The 17,240-nt window shown below is 66.0% G+C and carries 18 protein-coding genes and 1 riboswitch; of the genes, 12 read left to right on the top strand and 6 right to left on the bottom strand.

Features of this window, described 5'->3' with window-relative positions:
• Positions 1-59: 59 nt before the first annotated feature.
• Positions 60-139, top strand: a riboswitch (SAM riboswitch).
• A 67-nt stretch (positions 140-206) separates the two neighbouring features.
• From metZ to argE, 4 genes are all read left to right on the top strand, one after another.
• Positions 207-1,451 (top strand): O-succinylhomoserine sulfhydrylase, encoded by a 1,245-nt coding sequence (gene metZ, locus O9320_04850; GenBank protein MCZ8310159.1) that lies wholly within the window; start codon positions 207-209, stop codon positions 1,449-1,451.
• Positions 1,452-1,545: 94 nt separating this feature from the next.
• On the top strand, positions 1,546-1,938 hold the full coding sequence (gene apaG, locus O9320_04845) for a Co2+/Mg2+ efflux protein ApaG (protein MCZ8310158.1): 393 nt from the start codon (positions 1,546-1,548) through the stop codon (positions 1,936-1,938).
• Between the two features lie 47 nt (positions 1,939-1,985).
• A complete protein-coding gene (gene folE, locus O9320_04840; protein MCZ8310157.1) occupies positions 1,986-2,603 on the top strand; it encodes a GTP cyclohydrolase I FolE in 618 nt (205 codons plus the stop codon).
• Positions 2,604-2,614: 11 nt separating this feature from the next.
• Positions 2,615-3,793, top strand: coding sequence for an acetylornithine deacetylase (argE, locus tag O9320_04835; GenBank protein MCZ8310156.1), 1,179 nt, complete (start codon positions 2,615-2,617; stop codon positions 3,791-3,793).
• Between the two features lie 3 nt (positions 3,794-3,796).
• Here argE and O9320_04830 read toward each other — a convergent pair whose 3' ends face one another.
• Together O9320_04830 and O9320_04825 are read right to left on the bottom strand one after the other, a co-directional pair.
• Positions 3,797-4,405, bottom strand: a complete 609-nt coding sequence (locus tag O9320_04830) for a twin-arginine translocation signal domain-containing protein (protein MCZ8310155.1) — start codon at positions 4,403-4,405, stop codon at positions 3,797-3,799.
• Between the two features lie 47 nt (positions 4,406-4,452).
• Complete coding sequence (locus O9320_04825; GenBank protein MCZ8310154.1) at positions 4,453-5,412, bottom strand: Hsp33 family molecular chaperone HslO; 960 nt, start codon at positions 5,410-5,412, stop codon at positions 4,453-4,455.
• A 47-nt stretch (positions 5,413-5,459) separates the two neighbouring features.
• Here O9320_04825 and O9320_04820 point away from each other — a divergent pair, with 47 nt between their 5' ends.
• Entirely contained in the window at positions 5,460-6,101 is a 642-nt protein-coding gene (locus tag O9320_04820; protein MCZ8310153.1) for a LysE family transporter, read from the top strand.
• Between the two features lie 9 nt (positions 6,102-6,110).
• On the opposite strand, the gene argF is transcribed toward O9320_04820, so the two are convergent.
• The 3 genes from argF to O9320_04805 form a co-directional block, all read right to left on the bottom strand.
• Positions 6,111-7,043 carry an ornithine carbamoyltransferase gene (gene argF, locus O9320_04815; GenBank protein MCZ8310152.1) on the bottom strand — a complete coding sequence of 311 codons (933 nt, stop codon included), beginning with the start codon at positions 7,041-7,043 and terminating at the stop codon, positions 6,111-6,113.
• Positions 7,044-7,054: 11 nt separating this feature from the next.
• Positions 7,055-8,239 (bottom strand): aspartate aminotransferase family protein, encoded by a 1,185-nt coding sequence (locus O9320_04810; GenBank protein ID MCZ8310151.1) that lies wholly within the window; start codon positions 8,237-8,239, stop codon positions 7,055-7,057.
• 148 nt (positions 8,240-8,387) lie between these two features.
• A complete protein-coding gene (locus O9320_04805) occupies positions 8,388-9,203 on the bottom strand; it encodes an ABC transporter permease (GenBank protein ID MCZ8310150.1) in 816 nt (271 codons plus the stop codon).
• Positions 9,204-9,259: 56 nt separating this feature from the next.
• On the opposite strand from O9320_04805, the gene O9320_04800 reads away from it, so the two are divergent.
• Positions 9,260-9,808: a RecX family transcriptional regulator gene (locus O9320_04800; protein MCZ8310149.1), complete on the top strand. Its 549-nt coding sequence runs from the start codon at positions 9,260-9,262 to the stop codon at positions 9,806-9,808.
• Here O9320_04800 and O9320_04795 read toward each other — a convergent pair.
• A complete protein-coding gene (locus tag O9320_04795) occupies positions 9,805-11,955 on the bottom strand; it encodes a mechanosensitive ion channel (protein MCZ8310148.1) in 2,151 nt (716 codons plus the stop codon). The two genes, O9320_04800 and O9320_04795, sit on opposite strands and share 4 nt — an antisense overlap.
• Positions 11,956-12,151: 196 nt before the next feature.
• Here O9320_04795 and O9320_04790 point away from each other — a divergent pair, with 196 nt between their 5' ends.
• The 6 genes from O9320_04790 to O9320_04765 are packed head-to-tail and all read left to right on the top strand — an operon-like array spanning position 12,152 to position 17,198.
• Positions 12,152-13,198, top strand: a complete 1,047-nt coding sequence (locus O9320_04790) for an ABC transporter substrate-binding protein (protein ID MCZ8310147.1) — start codon at positions 12,152-12,154, stop codon at positions 13,196-13,198.
• 1 nt (position 13,199) lies between these two features.
• Complete coding sequence (locus O9320_04785; GenBank protein MCZ8310146.1) at positions 13,200-13,973, top strand: ABC transporter ATP-binding protein; 774 nt, start codon at positions 13,200-13,202, stop codon at positions 13,971-13,973.
• Positions 13,966-14,751 carry an ABC transporter permease gene (locus tag O9320_04780; GenBank protein ID MCZ8310145.1) on the top strand — a complete coding sequence of 262 codons (786 nt, stop codon included), beginning with the start codon at positions 13,966-13,968 and terminating at the stop codon, positions 14,749-14,751. Before O9320_04785 ends, O9320_04780 begins: the two co-directional genes overlap by 8 nt.
• A gap of 57 nt (positions 14,752-14,808) precedes the next feature.
• Positions 14,809-15,444, top strand: a complete 636-nt coding sequence (locus O9320_04775) for a sulfite oxidase-like oxidoreductase (protein ID MCZ8310144.1) — start codon at positions 14,809-14,811, stop codon at positions 15,442-15,444.
• Positions 15,437-16,063 (top strand): glutathione peroxidase, encoded by a 627-nt coding sequence (locus O9320_04770; protein MCZ8310143.1) that lies wholly within the window; start codon positions 15,437-15,439, stop codon positions 16,061-16,063. Before O9320_04775 ends, O9320_04770 begins: the two co-directional genes overlap by 8 nt.
• On the top strand, positions 16,056-17,198 hold the full coding sequence (locus O9320_04765; GenBank protein MCZ8310142.1) for an aminotransferase class V-fold PLP-dependent enzyme: 1,143 nt from the start codon (positions 16,056-16,058) through the stop codon (positions 17,196-17,198). Before O9320_04770 ends, O9320_04765 begins: the two co-directional genes overlap by 8 nt.
• Positions 17,199-17,240 lie beyond the last annotated feature (42 nt).

Genomic DNA, 17,240 nt, shown 5'->3' with positions numbered 1-17,240 from the left:
GTACTAATCTCAAGAGGCGGCGGCGTTTCTTGACAAGCGGGGGCGGGGTCGTCTAATTCTACGTCTCTCGTGGCGATTTGAGCCGACCGGCTTGCGGACCACGTTAAAAAATCCGCTAAAAGGTCGGAGCGCTTCGAAAGCACTTTCGTGCCGCCGGACAGCCCCGATCCAAAGGTCGGGGCTTTTGTTTTCGAGGGCGGACAAAGATGGCGAAGAAAAACGAATTTGCGAGCGATCCGGCGTGGCGTGCGCGCACGGCTGTGGTGCATGGCGGCGGCGAACGCTCGCAATGGTCGGAGACGAGCGAAGCATTGTTCCTCACCTCGGGCTTCGTCTACGGCTCGGCTGCCGAGGCCGAGCGCGCCTTTGCGACACCCACGGCTCCTGAAGATGCGCGCTTCGTCTATTCGCGCTTCGGCAACCCGACCGTGGCGATGTTCGAAGCGCGCCTTGCCGCCCTCGAAGGGGCCGAGGCCTGCAAGGGGACGGCTAGCGGCATGGCCGCCGTGTTCGCAGCCCTTGCCTGCCAGCTCAAGGCCGGCATGCGCATCGTCTCGGCGCGCGCTTTGTTCGGCTCGTGCCACTACATCGTGACGGAACTCTTGCCGCGCTGGGGCATTGAAAGCGTGCTTGTCGACGGCGCCGATCTCGACGCGTGGCGCAAGGCGCTGTCGGTCAAGACGGACGTCGTGTTCCTCGAAACGCCGTCGAACCCGATGCTCGATCTCGTCGATCTGCGCGCCGTCGCCAAGCTCGCCAAGCGCGCCGGGGCCTGCGTCGTCGTCGACAACGTGTTCGCGACCCCGATGCTGCAGAAGCCGCTCGAACTGGGCGCCGACGTCGTCGTCTATTCGGCGACCAAACATATCGACGGCCAGGGCCGCGTTCTGGGCGGGGCTGTGCTTGGGCGCCAGGGTTGGATCGACGGCACGCTCGTACCGTTCCTGCGCCATACCGGCCCGACCCTGTCGGCCTTCAATGCCTGGGTGCTGCTGAAGGGCCTCGAAACCTTGCCCTTGCGCGTTGCCGCCCAAGGGGCCAACGCCGCAGCGGTCGCCGATTTTTTGGCGAAGGCCGCCCCGGTCGCGCGTGTGCTCTATCCGGGCCACAAATCGCACCCGCAATACGCGCTCGCCAAGCGCCAGATGGCGGGCGGCGGGCCGCTCGTGGCGTTCGACCTCAAAGGCGGCAAGAAGGCGGCCTTCGCGTTCCTCGATGCGCTGCGCCTCATCAAGATTTCGAACAATCTCGGCGACGCCAAGAGCCTGATCTGCCATCCGGCCACGACCACGCATCAGCGCCTGCCGGCGGACGAAAAGGCGCGCCTGCGCATCGGGCCCGGCAGTCTGCGCCTGTCGGTCGGCATCGAAGACCCGGCCGATCTGCTGGCCGATCTTGCCAAGGGCTTGGCGGCCGCCGCAAAAGCTTCGAAGGGCACGAAAAAACGCTGATTTGCTGCCGGCGCGCTGGTCGCGGCCCCGCCTGAGGCCTATATTGCAGTTTCGTTGCCTGTCTCACTCAAAACGAAACACGGGCCTGGAAGCGATGTACAGCGAAACCACGCGCGGCATCAAAGTGACCGTCGAACCGGTTTATCTCGACGAGCAATCGTCGCCGAACGACGGCCATTTCGTGTGGGCCTACCATGTCCGCATCGAAAACGGCAGCAAGGCGACGGTGCAGTTGCGCGCGCGTCATTGGCGCATCACCGACGCGCAAGGCCGCCGCAAAGACGTCAAAGGCCCCGGCGTAGTCGGCGAACAGCCGGTGCTGAAGCCGGGCGAAGCTTTCGAATACAGCTCCGGCACGCCGCTGCCGACGCCGTCCGGCTTCATGGTCGGGAGCTACCAGATGGAAACCGACGCTGGCGAAACCTTCGAGATCGCGATCCCGGCTTTCTCGCTCGACCAGCCCGACCGGCCCGGCCGTCTGAACTGACTGCCGTCTGAACTGATCCCGATCTTCCCCCCTAAAAAAGAAGACCCATGACTCAGCCGCTGAAGCGACCTTCCGCCCATGTTCGTCCCGACCGCGCCGCCGCCGAAGCGGCCGTTCGTACGCTGCTCGAATGGGCCGGCGAAAATCCCGAGCGCGAGGGCCTGCGCGACACGCCCAAGCGCGTGGTGCGCGCCTACGAAGAATGGTTCCAGGGCTACGGCGAAGATCCGGTCGAACTCTTGAAGCGTACGTTCGAAGAGGCCGAAGGCTACGACGAGATGGTCGTGTTGCGCGACGTGCGCTTCGAGAGCTTCTGCGAGCACCATCTCGCCGCGATTCTCGGCACGGTCGATGTCGCATACCTGCCGAACAGCCGCGTGGTCGGCATCTCCAAGCTCGCGCGCGTGATCGACGTGTTCGCCAAGCGCATGCAGATCCAGGAGCGCCTCACGGCCCAGATCGCCAACTCGATCGAAGAAGTGCTGCAGCCGCGCGGCGTTGCCGTCATCGTGCGCGCCCAGCACCAATGCATGACCACGCGCGGCGTGCACAAATCCGGCGTCACGATGGTGACCTCGCGCATGCTCGGCGCTTTCCGCGACAACGAAGCCACGCGCCGCGAGTTCCTTGCCATCGTCGGCAATCCGCCGCTGCGCACGGGCTGAAAGGACTGCCGATGACGCCTTCTGCCGTTTCCAGCACCGCGATGCTCGCCCGGCTGGTGGCGCATCGCACCGTGAGTTCGGATTCGAACCTCGCCCTCATCGAGGACGTGCGCCGCTATCTCGAATCCTTCGGTGTCGTGAGCCGGCTTGTGCCCAATGCGGACGGCACCAAGGCCAATCTTGTGGCTACGATCGGGCCTGCCGTCGCTGGCGGGGCCGTGCTGTCGGGCCACACGGACGTTGTCCCGGTCGAGGGCCAGCCTTGGTCGAGCGATCCGTTTGCGCTGATCGAGCGCGACGGGCGCCTCTACGGGCGCGGCTCGTCGGACATGAAAGGCTTCATCGCCTGCGCGCTTGCAGCCGTTCCCGCCCTCGTGCACGCCAAGCTGCAACGGCCCATCCATCTGTGTCTGTCCTACGACGAAGAGATCGGCTGTTTCGGCGCGCCCCATGCGATCGAACTGTTCGGGCGCGAATTGCCGCAAGCGGCCCTCTGCATCGTCGGCGAGCCCACGATGATGCGCGTCGTCGTCGGCCACAAGAGCAGCTGGGTCAATCGCGTTTCGATCGTCGGCCGTGAGGCGCATTCGAGTGCGCCGCATCTGGGGGCCAACGCCATCGTCTATATGGGCCGGTTCTTGGGCTTCCTCGACTCGCTGCAGGTCGAACTGCGCGCCAAGGGCTTGGCCGATGCCGTGCCCGGCGTGTCGTTCGATCCGCCCTGGACGACGCTGGGTATTGGCCTCATCCATGGCGGGACGGCGGCCAATATCGTGGCGCGCGAATGCGCGCTCACTTGGGAATTCCGCGCGCTTCCGGGGGCGAACCCCGAGGCGATCTACGCGCAAGCAGCCGCGAAGATCGCCGAACTCGACGCCGCGATCAAAAAGGAAGCGCCAGAGGCCAGCGTTTCGATGACGCGCTATGCGGCAATTCCCAGCCTCAAGCCCGAGATCGACGGCCCGGCCGCGAAGCTTGCATTGGCGCTGACGGGGGCCAACCGCACCGAGACGGTCGCGTTCGGCACCGAAGCGGGCCAGTTCCAGGCGGCAGGCATTTCGACCGTGATCTGCGGCCCCGGCGACATTGCGGTCGCGCACAAGACCGATGAATACACGACGCGCGACCAGCTCGCCCAGTGCGACGCCTTCATCGCCAAACTCGCCGACTGGGCCAGTCGCCCGGCGTAGCGTTCAGATCGCCAGAAAGCGCGGCAGGTTGGCGCGCACTTGGCGGTCGAGTTCGGCGTTGATGTCGGCCATCATCTGCTCGACCATTTCGTACCAGACGCGTTCGCGGTCGTTGAGCGAGATGTTCTCTGCGACCGAGCGCGAGCGCGTCGCCGAGGCGGCGGCGTCGCCGACGCGGAAATTGCCGCGCACCTGGCGGATTTCGATCGTCGCCTGCATGCGGCCGTCGTAGCGCTGCGCCTGGAAATTGGTGAAGGTCGCGCGCACGCCGGTTTCGCGCGGCAATTCGGTTTCGGTCACGCGCGCGTCGCCGATCACGAAGCGCACGAGATTTTCGCCGCGCCCGCTCACCGCCAGCCGGTCGTTGGCCCAGCGCTGCAGCACCGCATCGGGACGCTGGGCGAACAGATGTTCGACGTTCGGCGGTGCCAGCGGGGCTTGGTACTCGTTGGCGATTTCCAGGCGCTCGGCCTCGAACACAATGCGCGGCAGGTGCGTGTAGGTGAGCGTGGGAAACTGCGGCAGCGGCGGCGCATCGGCGCACGCGCCGAGCGCCAAAGCGGGGGCGCCGATAGCTGCGAGCTTCAAAAAATTGCGGCGATGGACGGTCATGGCATTCCTCCCGGAGGCGCTGAAACTGGGCTGCGATTGTGGCTTTGCTATGTCGGCGCGTAGACTGCGTCGAGATCGCTGTAGAGCTGCGTGGTGTTGCAGAACTCGCAGGTGATGTGCACGGCCCCGTCGGGTTCGCGCATCGTCTCGAGCTCGGCGCGCGGGATCGTGCGCAGCACTTGGCGCATGCGCGCAGGATCACAGCGGCAGCGATGCGCCAAGGCCAGCGGCCGGTAAATCTCGACCCCTTCGGCCAAGAACAGCCGGTCGACGAGCTTCCACGGCGGCAGGGCGGGATCGACCAGTTCCGGCGCTTTGGCCGAGCCCATCAAAATCATCGCACGGCGCCAGCCATCTTCTTCGTCTTCGCGCTTGGCGGCCGCCAGCGGATCGATGTCGCCGCCTTCGGCCGAGCCTTGCGCGTCTTCGGGCGGCAGGCGCTGGATCATGATGGCACCCGCACGCCAGCGCATGATGCCGTCCGCGTCGGGCGTACCCGCAACCGCGACTTTGAGGCCCGCTTCGAATTGTTCGGACTGGCGGAAATAATGGTGCGCGCATTCGGCCAAGGTGGGTTCGGTCATCTCGACGATGCCTTGGTAGCGCTCCATGTCGGCCCCTTGGTCGACCGTGAACGCAAGATATCCCGCCCCGAACAGGCGCGGCACCGAGACGGGCCCGTCGCCCAATTCGGCCACGCGTGCTGCGTCGAACTGCGCATAGCCGCGCAACGCACCGTCGGACGTCACGTCCGCCACCAGCATTTTGACCGGCCCGTCGCCCTTGGTCTGGATCGAAAACACGCCGTCGTATTTGAGCGTCGCGGCAAGGGCGGCCGCCATCGTCAGCGCTTCGGCCAAAGCCTGGGCCACGAGCTTGGGATAGGCGTGGCGATGCAGGATCGTGTCGAGCGTGGCGCCGAGGCGCACGAGGCGGCCCCGCAAGGCGAAGGGGACGATGCGAAACGGCAGCACAATGTCGTCGCGGGGCAGTTCTTCGATGTTCATTGCGGCAGTTTGGCCCGGTCGCGGATTCGGGTAAAGCTTTCCATGCGATGTTGGAATCGAATGCGTCATGGATAGCCGCCGCCTTGCAGGGCTTGGGCTTGTCGGCGGGGCTCATCCTGGCGGCGGGGCCGCAGAACGCGTTCATTCTGCGCCAGGGGCTGCTCCGCCAGCATGTCGGCACCGTCGTCGCGATCGCGGCCTTCTGCGACGTGATGCTGATCCTCGCGGGTGCCTTCGGCCTTGCCACACTGCTCGCCGCCCAGCCGGCCTTGCTCAAGGTGGCGCTTTGGGGCGGGGCCGCGTTTCTCGTCTGCTATGCGCTGTTCGCGTTGCGCCGCGCGCTCGATTTCCGCTCGAGCCTTGCGGCACCGGATGCAAGCGTGGCCTCGCGCGCGGCCGCCGCCGCCGCGTCGTGGGCGCTCGCCTTGCTCAATCCGCATGTCTATCTCGATACGGTGGTGCTGCTGGGCACGGTTGCCAGCAGTTTTGCCGACATGGCTTCGCGCGTGGCCTTTGCGGCCGGTGCGTCGGCGATCTCGATCGTGTGGTTCGCCGGCCTCGGCTACGGAGCAAGGCTGCTCGGGCCGATTTTCGCAAAGCCGATCGCGTGGCGCATCGTCGATCTGAGCGTGGCCGCGATCATGGGCACGGTCGCGTATTCGCTGGTGCGCGCGGCCCTCGAAGCTTGAACGCGACTCTTACGCCATGCACCAGGCGAGGATGCCCTTTTGCACATGCAGGCGATTTTCCGCCTCGTCCCACACGGCCGATTGCGGCCCGTCGATGACGGCAGCGGTCACTTCCTCGCCGCGATGGGCGGGCAGGCAATGCAGGAAAATCGCGTCCGGCTTGGCAAGCCCCATCAAACGCTCGTCCACGCGATAGGGGGCAAGCAGATTGTGGCGCTTCTCGCGATTGTCGCGCGCCGTACCCTCCTGGTCCATCGACACCCAGGTGTCGGTCACCACCGCGTCGGCCCCGCGCACGGCGGCGTCCGGATCGGTCAGCAATTGGATGCGCGCACCCTCGCGCTTGGCCCAGGCGAGCACGTCGGCATGCGGGCGCAGCGGCTCGGGGCAGGCAAGGCGCAGCTCGAAGGCAAAACGCTTGGCCGCATGGATCCACGACGCGGCCACATTGTTGCCGTCGCCGGTCCAGGCCACCACTTTGCCCGCAATGTCGCCCTTGCGCTCTTCGATGGTCATCACGTCGGCCATCACCTGGCACGGATGCGAGAGATCGGTGAGGCCGTTGATGACGGGCACGGTCGCATGGCGCACGAGCTCGGCCAGATTGTCCGCACGATTGGTGCGCAGCATGATCGCGTCGCAATAGCGCGACAGCACGCGCGCGGTGTCGCCGATCGACTCGCCGCGCCCGAGCTGCGTGTCGAGATGCGACAGGATCACCGCCTCGCCGCCGAGCTGGCGAATGCCGACCTCGAACGACACGCGCGTGCGCGTGGACGGTTTCTCGAAGATCATCGCTAGCGTCTTGCCCGCAAGCGGCTTCGCATCGCCGCCGAGCGGGCGCTTGGCTTTGAACGCGGCCCCCATATCGAGGATGCGGCGCAGCGTGCCCGTTTCGAGCACGTCGAGATCGAGGAAATGGCGCGGGGCGGCGATCGTCATGGGGGCTGTTCCTATCCGGCCTTGCGCGCGGCGGCGGCGTTGGCGCGCAGATCCGCACAGGCCGCGTCGATCTTCTCGACCGCTTCGCTGACATGCTCGGCCGTCACGATCAGCGGGGCGAGGATGCGCATCACATTGTCGCCGGCACCGGCCGTGAGCAGGCCTTGCTTGCGCACGGCAAGGATCATGTCCTGGTTCGGGCCTTTGCATTTGAGGCCGAGCAGCAGGCCGGAGCCGCGCGCATCCTCGAACATGTCGGGATTGCGCGACACGAGGCCCGCCAATTGCTGCTTCAAATGGCCCGCAATGCGCTCGACGTTTGCGAGGAAACCGTCGGCCAGCATCACGTCGAGCACGGCATTGCCGGCCGACATTGCAAGCGGATTGCCGCCGTAGGTCGAGCCGTGCGTGCCGGCCGTCATGCCGGCGGCGGCCTTTGCGGTCGCAAGGCAGGCGCCGACGGGAAAGCCGTTGCCGAGCGCTTTGGCGACCGACATCACGTCGGGCATCACGTCCGCCCATTCATGCGCGAAGAGCTTGCCCGAGCGGCCCATGCCGGTCTGGATTTCGTCGAAGAACAGCAACAGGCCATGGCGGTCGCACAGCTCGCGCACGCCCTTGAGGCATTGCGCGGGCACGGGGCGAATGCCGCCTTCGCCCTGGATCGGCTCGATGAGAATGCCGGCCGTTGCAGGCCCGATCGCGGCTTCGAGTGCGGCATGGTCGCCGAACGGCACTTGGTCGAAGCCGTCGACCTTGGGGCCGAAGCCGTCGAGATATTTCTGCTGGCCGCCGGCGGCCAACGTCGCGAGCGTACGGCCGTGGAAAGCGCCTTCGAACGTGATGATGCGGTAGCGCTGCGGGTTGCCGTGGTGCGCGTGGTATTTGCGCACAAGCTTGATGCCGCATTCGTTGGCTTCGGCCCCCGAATTGGTGAAAAACACCGTGTCGGCGAAGGTCGCGGCCACCAGCCGTTCGGCCAGACGCTGCTGCTGCGGGATCGGGAAGATGTTCGAGGTGTGCCACACTTTGTGCATCTGTGCGCCAACTTGCGCCACGAGATGCGGGTGCGCGTGGCCGAGCCCCGTCACGGCGATGCCGCACGCAAAATCGAGATATCGCTTGCCGTCGGTTCCCCACAGATACGGGCCTTCGCCGCGCTCGAAGCCCACTTCGGCGCGCGCATAGGTCGGCATCACGGCGGGAAAATCAGTGCTCACGGCAAACGACTCCTTTTTGCCCGCGCGACAAGATCGCGGGGCCGCAAAAAACCGAGTATCCGGAAAAGCCCCGATTTTGTCAATTCGGGGGCGAATTCGCAGTTTTAGATCAGGATGTTAGGCGTCAGCTGCGCAGCTTGTAGCCGCGTTTGAACATGCCGTAGCACAAGGCCGCCAAGGCGACGTTCGCGCCGATCAGCACGGCCGCTCCGGTCCACGGGTGCGCATCGGCATGGCCGATGAAGCCGAAGCGGAACCCGTCGATCATGTAGAAGAACGGGTTGAAGAGGGCGAGCAGATGCCACGGCTCGGGCAGGCGATCGACCGTGTAGAAGGTGCCCGACAGGAACGCGAGCGGGGTCACCACGAAGTTGGTCACGGCCGCGATATGGTCGAATTTCTCCGACCATACGCCGCCCGCGATGCCGAGCAGCGACAGCAAGGCCGAGGCCATCAGGCCGTTGAACAGGATCCAGCCCCATGCATGCACATGCAAGGGCACGAAGGGCAGCAGGCACGCGGCGACCACGAGGCCGACCACGAGCCCGCGCACGATGCCGCCGGCGGCAAATCCCACCACGAGTTCGCCCGGCGACAAAGGCGGCATCAGCGAGTCGACGATGTTGCCCTGTACCTTGGCGATCACGAGCGAGGAAGACGTGTTGGCGAACGCGTTCTGCGTCATCGCCATCATGATGAGGCCGGGGGCGAGAAACTCGGCGAACGAAATGCCGCCCGCAACGTTCACCTGCGGCCCCAGCGCCAGCACGAACACGGCAAGGAACAGCAGCGTCGTCACCACGGGGGCGGCGATCGTCTGGGTATGGACCTTGGTGAAGCGACGAATTTCGCGCATCGACAGGGTCCAAAGACCCAACCAATTCACGGAACCGTAGCGACGCGGGCGAGGCGGCAAAGCATGCATGGCGGGCGGGACCATAAGCGCAAAGCAAGATCCCTCGCAATGTTTCCCGCCGCATGGCAGAACAGCGCCAGATGAAACCCCGCCAACCCCCCAAACCGCCCACCCAAGAGCGCCTCGAAAAGGCCGCTTTGCACTATCTCGAGCGCTACGCCGCCTCAAGCGAGGGCGTGCGCCGCGTGCTGATGCGCAAAGTCGAGCGAGCGGCGCGTGCGGGCGTGGGCGACAAGGTGCAGGGTGCTGCCGACGTCGCCGCCGTCATCGACAAGCTCTTGGCGCGCAAACTCGTGGACGACAGCGTGTTCGCCGAAGGGCGTGCGCTGAGCCTCGCGCGCCGCGGCCTGCCGCGCAGCCAGATCGTGCAGCGCCTCAAGATCAAGGGCGTGGATGGCGAAGAAGTCGACAAGGCGCTCGCCGCCCTCGACGAGGCCGGCATCTCCGACCGCACGGCCGCGATCCTGTTCGCCAAACGCAAGCGCCTCGGCCCGTTCTGCACGAATGCGGCGGTGCGCAAAGACCAGCGCCTGCGCCATATGGCGGCGATGGCGCGTGCCGGCTTCGACGGCACGCTCGCGCGTATGGTGCTCGACGCCCCCAACCCGGAAGCGCTCGAGCAGGTCTAAGCCGTCGCGGCCTGCTTGTCCCAGGCGAGCTTGAGGCCGACGGCGGCGAACTCGGCGCGGATCGTTTCGTTGAAGGCGCGGCGCACGCGCCATTGTTTGCCGGGCAACGTCTTCACGCGTGCTTTGAGCGTCTGGCCGATGTCGGAATACGCATCGAGCCCCAGATCTTCGTAGTCGCCGAGCAGCAGCGGCGCCATCTCGGGCTCGGCCTGCAAAACCTCGAACGCTTTGCGCATGGCGGCGCGCGCCTTGCCGATATCGGCATCGTAGCCCACGACCGCCTCGAACGTTGCGAACGCGAAGTCTTTCGTCTGGTTCGAGATGATCGTGACGGTGCCGAACGGGATCGTGTGCAAGGTGCCGTCGGCCGAGCGCAATTTGATCGCGCGCAGGCCCAGCGCTTCGACCGTGCCGGCTTTGTCGCCGAGCTGCACCACGTCGCCGACCGCCAGCACGTCTTCGAGGATCATCGAAATGCCGGTGATGAGATCGCGCACCATGTTTTGCGCACCCAGGCCGACGGCGAGGCCGAGCACGCCCGCACCCGCCAGCAAGGGTGTTACGTTGATGCCGATCTCGTTGAGAGTCACGAGCGTCACGAACACGGTCAGCAGCACGAACAACGCACGGCGCAACAGCGGCAGAAGCGTGCGCACGCGTGCCGAGGTGCGCTCGGTCGGCTTCTCGACGTCGCCTTTGCGCACGAGATAGCGTTCGAGCCCGGCATTGGCGAATTCCCACGCCGCCAGTGCGAGCACGACCGCAAAGGCGATCGAGAACAGCCCGCCCGCCACGCGTTGGCCTGCCGGTGTGGCTGCATATTCGAGCGTGCGAATGCCCCAGGCTTGCGCGATCGCGAGCACGGCCACCGCGCCGATCGTCCATTGCAGCAGGCGCCGGCCGGCATTGACGTAGCGATTGGCGCGCGCTTCGAGGGCGGGGAAGCGCTCGCGCAGATCGGGGGCGACCGTGAACACGCGCGCGATCCCGTAGTCGAGCAGCAGCACGGCCACGCGTGCAGTCGCCCCGATGGTCAGCGTGATAGCACTTGCCTGCAGGATGAAGGCGAAGCCGTCGGGCCGCAGCAGCCAGGCGAACAGGGCCGTCACGATGTAGGCGAGGGCCGCCACATGCCAGTATTTCGACAGGCCCTGGCCCAGGAAGCCCGCCCGCATCTGCACGAGCCAGCCTTCGCCGGTGGCAGCACGTGCGAGCGATTCGGCGACCGCCACGCGGTTCTGCAGTACGATGGCCGTCACCATCATCGCGACGACCACGCCCAAAAGCTTGACCGTGAAATTGTGCGCCCCGTCCGGCATGCCGAGCAGCAAGGCGGCTTGCGCCGCGAAATACCAATAGACGGCGATGTTGGTGAGGCGCCGGACCCACAAATAGAGATAGGCCGAGGTTTCGTCGCCGAGGGGGGCTGCGCGCAAACCCGGATGGCGCGGCGCGAATGCGATTTCGGCGGCCAGCGCCACCGCGCGCGCGATCACGTTGGCGTTCACGAAGGAGATCGCGACAAGGCTTGCCGTGCGCGACGGCTGCAGCGCGCCGAGGACGGCCACCGCCACGGCCGCAAACGCCGCGATGGGCAACAAGCCCAAGAGGCCGCTCAACGCGATCGGAAATGCGCGTCGCCAGCCCGCATCGACCGCGCGCGCCTCAAGCCGACGGCGGGCGACGCCCAAGGCCCGCCACACGAGATGCTCGGCAAGTGCGCCCGCCGCCAGCACGATCGCGAGCTTGCCGAGAATTTCGAACAGCCGGTCGCGCGAGGCTTCGCTGCCGATTTGGGCGTCGAACCACGCCGCAAGCTTGGGCGCGTCGCCCGCAAACGCCGCCGCCTGCACGACCGCTTGCGTGATCGCCTCGATCTGGTCGGCGAGCTGCTCGGCAAAGGTGTTGGCCACGCGCGCGATCTGCTCGACGGGCGCATCGGTCGGCGCCAGGACCGGCACTTGGCCCGAGCGCTGGATCTGCACGAGTGTCTTCAGCTGTTCGAGGAGTGCCGCGCGCGACGCGTCGTTTTCGAGAGCGCCGATCAGCTTCTCGATTTCGTCGGGCGACGGTGCTTCTTGCGCGTGCGCAACAGGCGGCGCCACGAAAACGCAAAGAGCGAACAGCAAAGCGGCGAGCAGTTTCATCGGCGGTCCTGACGCAGATTGCGGAGGCGGGGTGCCGTCTTGGATGCCGGATTCGCAGCCAAAACGCCAGCCCCGCACCTTCCACCCTGCGCGACGGACCGCCTATCGTTTGACACAATTGCGTGCGCTCGCCATATAGACGCCACAGCGGTCGCCAATGCCGCAGCAAAATCGTCGTTTGCCGGAGGAAACTGCCATGTCCCCGATTTCGCGTCGCACGACTCTTGCGGGGCTGGGCCTTGCCGGGCTTGGTGCCACCTTTGCCGCCCCCGCGATCGTGCACGCGCAGACGCCCGCCAAGACCTCGGTCGGCGTTTTGCGCCTGTCCTCGTCGGGGCCGGTTTTTGTCGCTGCCGAACGCGGCTATTGGCGCGAGCTTGGGCTCGACGTCGAACTCAAATACTTCACGGCCGCGCAGCAAGTGCCGGTGGCCGTCACCTCGAACGACGCCGAATTCGGCGTCACGGGCCTCACGGCGGCGTTCTACAATCTCGCCGGGCGTGGGGCCTTGAAGATCGTCGCTTCGCAAGCGCGCGACGAAAAGGGCTTCCCGCTGACCGCTTTCATGGCGACGAACGCCGCCTACGAGCGCGGGCTTCGCGGCGCCAAAGACTATGCGGGCAAGCGCATCGGCATCACCACCACGGGCTCGACCTTCCACTACATGCTGGGCCTCATCGCCAAGAAGTACAATTTCGACATCAACAGCGTCACGCTTGTGCCGCTGCAAACGTTGCCCAACATGCAGGCCGCGTTCAAAGGCGGCCAGATCGACGGCATCCTCGCCCCCGTCACGCTTGCGCGTGCGCTGGAGGCCGACGGCTCGGGCAAGATCCTCGCCTGGGCCGGCGACGAAACGCCGTGGCAGCTCGGCGCTTTGTTCACGAGTCCGCGCGCCATCGACACGCGCCGCAACGTCGTCGAACGTTTCATTGCGGGCTATGTGCGCGGGGCCGCCGATTTCCATGCCGCCTTCAATCTGCGCGACGCGGCCGGCAAGGAAATCTACGGCACCAACTACGCCGAAACCTTGAGCCTCGTTGCGCGCGCCGTGCAGCAGCCGACCAATCTGGTGGCGCAGGGCCTGCCCTATATCGATCCGCAAGGGCGCCTCGACGTGGGCGACATCTACGCCCAGGTCGCGTTCTGGCAGCAGGCGGGACTCGTCGCGCGCGAGGTGAATGCGCGCGACGTGATCGACCTCTCCTTCGTGCGCGGCCACATGAACGTGCCGCGCAGCTAAGGTGGAGCTGGTCTGCGAAGGGATCGCCCATCGCTACGGGGCGTTGGACGTTCTCGCGGGCATCGATCTTGCGGTGCGGCCGGGCGAGTGCTTGGCTTTGCTGGGCCCGTCGGGCTGCGGCAAATCCACGCTGCTCGGCATCATGGGCGGTTTGCTTGCACCCAGTTCGGGCCGCGTCGTGCTGCGCGGGGAAGCGCCGATTGCTTCGCTCAATCCCATTACCTACGTGTTCCAGGATTTTGCGTTGCTGCCTTGGCGCACGGTCGCAGGCAATGTCGCCCTCGCCCTCGAACATCGCGGCCTCGCGAAAGCCGAGACGGAGGCGCGCGTCGCCAATGCGCTGGCGCGCACGAGCTTGACCGAATTCCGCGACGCGTTCCCCAAACAATTGTCGGGCGGCATGCGCCAACGCGTGGGCATCGCGCGCGCCCTCAGCGTCGATCCGGCCGTATTGCTGCTCGACGAGCCGCTGTCGGCCCTCGATGCGCAGACGCGCGATCTGCTGATGGAAGATTTTCTGAAACTCTGGCTCGCGTCGCGCACCACGTCGGTCTATGTCACGCACAATCTGCAGGAAGCGTTGCGCTTGGCCGACCGCATTTGCGTGCTGTCGCGCCGGCCCGGCCGCATCAAGGAAATCGTCGCCCTCGACATGCCGCAAGCCCAGCGCGGCAGCCCGGAAGCTGCACGCCGCATGGCCGAATGGGCCGAACATCTGTGGCATCTGATCCGCGACGAAGCGGCCGTTGCCGAGCGCGAGGTCGCCGATGTCTGAGCGGCAGGTTGAATTTCGAGGGATCGGTTTTGCGCCGCAGCCCGTGCGCTATGCGTCGCTCGCCGCCTTCGCCGTGCTGCTCGCCGTCTGGGAATATGCCGGGCGTTCGGGCCTCGTATCGCCGATCTTCCTGCCGCCGCCCAGCACCGTCGCAAAAGCTTTGGGCGACCTCTGGACGCAAGGGCTGTTGCTGCGCCATCTGTCGGAAAGCGCCTACCGCCTCGTGTTCGGCTGGGGGTTCGGCACGTTCCTGGGCCTTGCGGCAGGCTTCGCGATGGGCATTTGGTCGGTGAGCCGGGCGATCGGCGTGCCGTTTGTGTCGGCGCTGTTCCCGATCCCTAAAATCTCGCTGCTGCCGCTGTTGATCCTGTGGCTCGGTATTGGCGAAGCTTCGAAGGTCGCCACGATCGCGCTCGGCGTGTTCTTCCCCACGGTCATCGCGACCTATGCCGCCATCGACGCCGTCCCGCGCAATCTCATTCGCATGGGCCAAAGCTTCGGCTTGCCCACGGCCGACGTGCTGCGCAAGATCGTGCTGCCGGGTGCCTTGCCCGGCATCCTTGCGGGCTTCCGCATTTCGAGTTCGATCGCCCTCATCCTGCTCGTCTCGGCCGAAATGATTGGTGCGCAATACGGTATTGGCGCCTTCGTGCTGCAGGCCGGCAATCTGATGCTGACCGACCAGCTGCTGGCGGGTGTGGTCATCCTGTCGATCCTGGGCCTTACCATCGGCACGGGCCTCGGCCAGCTCGAAAAACGCCTGCTGCGCTGGCGTTAGCGGGCAGGGGCGGTCCCTTGATCCAATCGCCGTTTGCGGGCGTATAATCTCGGCATCATGACTGACGACAAACTCATTGCCGCCAAGCAAAAATGGGCGCGCGACGGCCGGCTTTTGACCGGCGCTGCCGCGCCGCCTGCCGAGCGCCTGCCGCCCGGCCAGCGCCGCGTGGATACGTGGCCCGTGCTCGATATCGGCGTGGAGCCCGGCGTTTCGACGGAAGACTGGTCGCTCGAGGTTTTTGGCCTTGTCGAAGCCCCGCTCAAATGGGATTGGGCGGCGTTCCAGCGCCAGAAGCAGACCGACTTCCTGTCCGACATCCATTGCGTGACGGCGTGGTCGCGCTTCGACAATCGTTGGCGCGGGGTCGCCACGCACGATCTGCTCGATCTTGTGCGGCCCAAGCCTGAGGCGCGCTTCGTGATCCAGCATTCGTTCGACGGCTACACGACGAACGTGCCGCTTGCCGCCTTTGCCGACGACGACGTGCTGCTCGCCCATTCCTGGGAGGGCGCACCCTTGTCGCTCGCGCATGGCGGGCCGGTAAGGCTGATTCTGCCGAAGCTCTATCTGTGGAAGAGTGCGAAGTGGCTTGCGAAGCTCGAATTCGTGGCCGAAGATCGCGCAGGTTTCTGGGAGCAGCGCGGCTACCACATGCACGGCGATCCGTGGACGGAGGAACGTTATGGCTAAACGCACGACCCCGCCTTTGCCGGTCACGCGCCGCCTGTTTGCAGGCCTCGGCTTTGCGGTCGCGATGGGCACCTACTACGGCGAAAAGCTGATCGGCAAAGCTGCGGCCGCACCCTCAAGGAACACCGGCATGTCCGTTTTCGATTTCGAATTCACGTCGATCGAGGGTACAGCGCTGCCTTTGTCGGCCTATCGCGGCAAGCCCGTGCTCGTCGTCAACACGGCGTCGTTCTGCGGCTACACCCCGCAATACACCGAGCTCGAAAAACTTTGGGACCTCTACAAGGACAAGGGCCTCGTGCTGGTCGGCGTGCCGTCCGACGATTTCGGCCGCCAGGAGCCGGGTACCAACGCCGAGATCAAAGCCTTCTGCGAAGGCTTCGATGTGTCGTTCCCGATGGCGGAGAAAAACGTCGTCGCCGGCCCGAAGGCGCATCCGCTCTACAAATGGATCGCGCAGTCGATGGGCGAGGGCGCCAATCCGCGCTGGAATTTCTTCAAGCATCTGTTCGGGCGCGACGGGCAGCCGATCGCGTCGTGGCCGAGCCGCGTGTCGCCGACGGGTCCCGAAATCCGCAAGGCCGTCGAAGCCGCCCTCGCCGCAAAACCAAATGCCTGAGTTCGGCCTCGCCTGCCGCGCGGAATTCCAGCTCGATTTTTCGACCGCCCAACTCAATCACGGCTCGTTCGGCGCCACGCCCATCGCTGTGCGCGATGCCGCCGAAGCGTGGCGCCGGCGCATGGAGGCCGACCCCACGCATTTTGTGCGGCGCGTGTGGCCCGATGCGGTTGCGGCCGCGCGCACGGCTCTTGCGGCATTTCTGAACGCCGATCCCGACGGTCTGGTGCTCGTCGAAAACGCGACGCAAGGGGCCAACGCCGTGCTGCGTTCGCTCGATCTGCAGCCGGGCGACTGCATCGTCACGACCAATCACGGCTACCGCGCCGTCGCCAAGACGGTCGATTACGTGTGCAGGCGCGCGAGTGCCACGCATGTGCGGCTCGATTTCGGCCGCGCCGTGCCCACAGCCGCCGACATCGCGGCCCAATTGCCGAAGCAAACGCGTTTGCTGATCGTCGACCACATCACCTCGCCGAGTGCTTTGGTGCTGCCGGTCGCCGAAATCTTGGCGGCCGTGCGCGCGATGGGCGTGCCGGTCTTGGTCGATGGTGCCCATGCACCGGGCCAATTGCCGCTCGATCTGGCCGCCCTCGATGCCGATTTCTATGTCGGCAATTGCCACAAATGGCTGTTTGCCGCGAAGGGGGCGGCGTTTCTGAGCGTGGCGCCCGCCCATCGCAAATGGGTCCATCCGCCGACGATCTCGCACGGGCTCGACCAGGGGCTCGCGGCCGAGTTCGATTGGACGGGCACGCGCGACGTCGGCGCGTGGCTCGCGATCCCGGAGGGGCTCGCCTTTGGTACACGCTTCGGCTGGCCGCAGATCCGGGCGCACAACAATGCGCTTTGTGCGGCGATGGCCGCCCGCTTGGCGGCGTCGTTCGGCACCGAGATTCTGGGGCCGCCGGAAGCGCGCGCACACCTTGCCGCAATCCGCCTGCCGCTCGGCGGCGTGTGCGACGAGAAGCGCGCCCTCGCCTTGCTCACCAAGCTCTACGACATTGCGCGCGTGCAAGCGCCGATCATGGCGTTCGAGAACGCGTTGTGGGTGCGCGTGAGTGCGCAGATCTACAACGTGGCCGCCGATGCCGACCGGCTCGCCGGCGTCGATTGGGCGGCCCTTGAACAATAGGCGGGCCTGCCGTACGAATCCCCATCGGCAACGATAAAAAAG

This window comes from Magnetospirillum sp., from assembly GCA_027532905.1.
GTDB lineage: Bacteria > Pseudomonadota > Alphaproteobacteria > CACIAM-22H2 > CACIAM-22H2 > Tagaea.
This window is presented reverse-complemented; position numbering and strand designations above follow the sequence as displayed.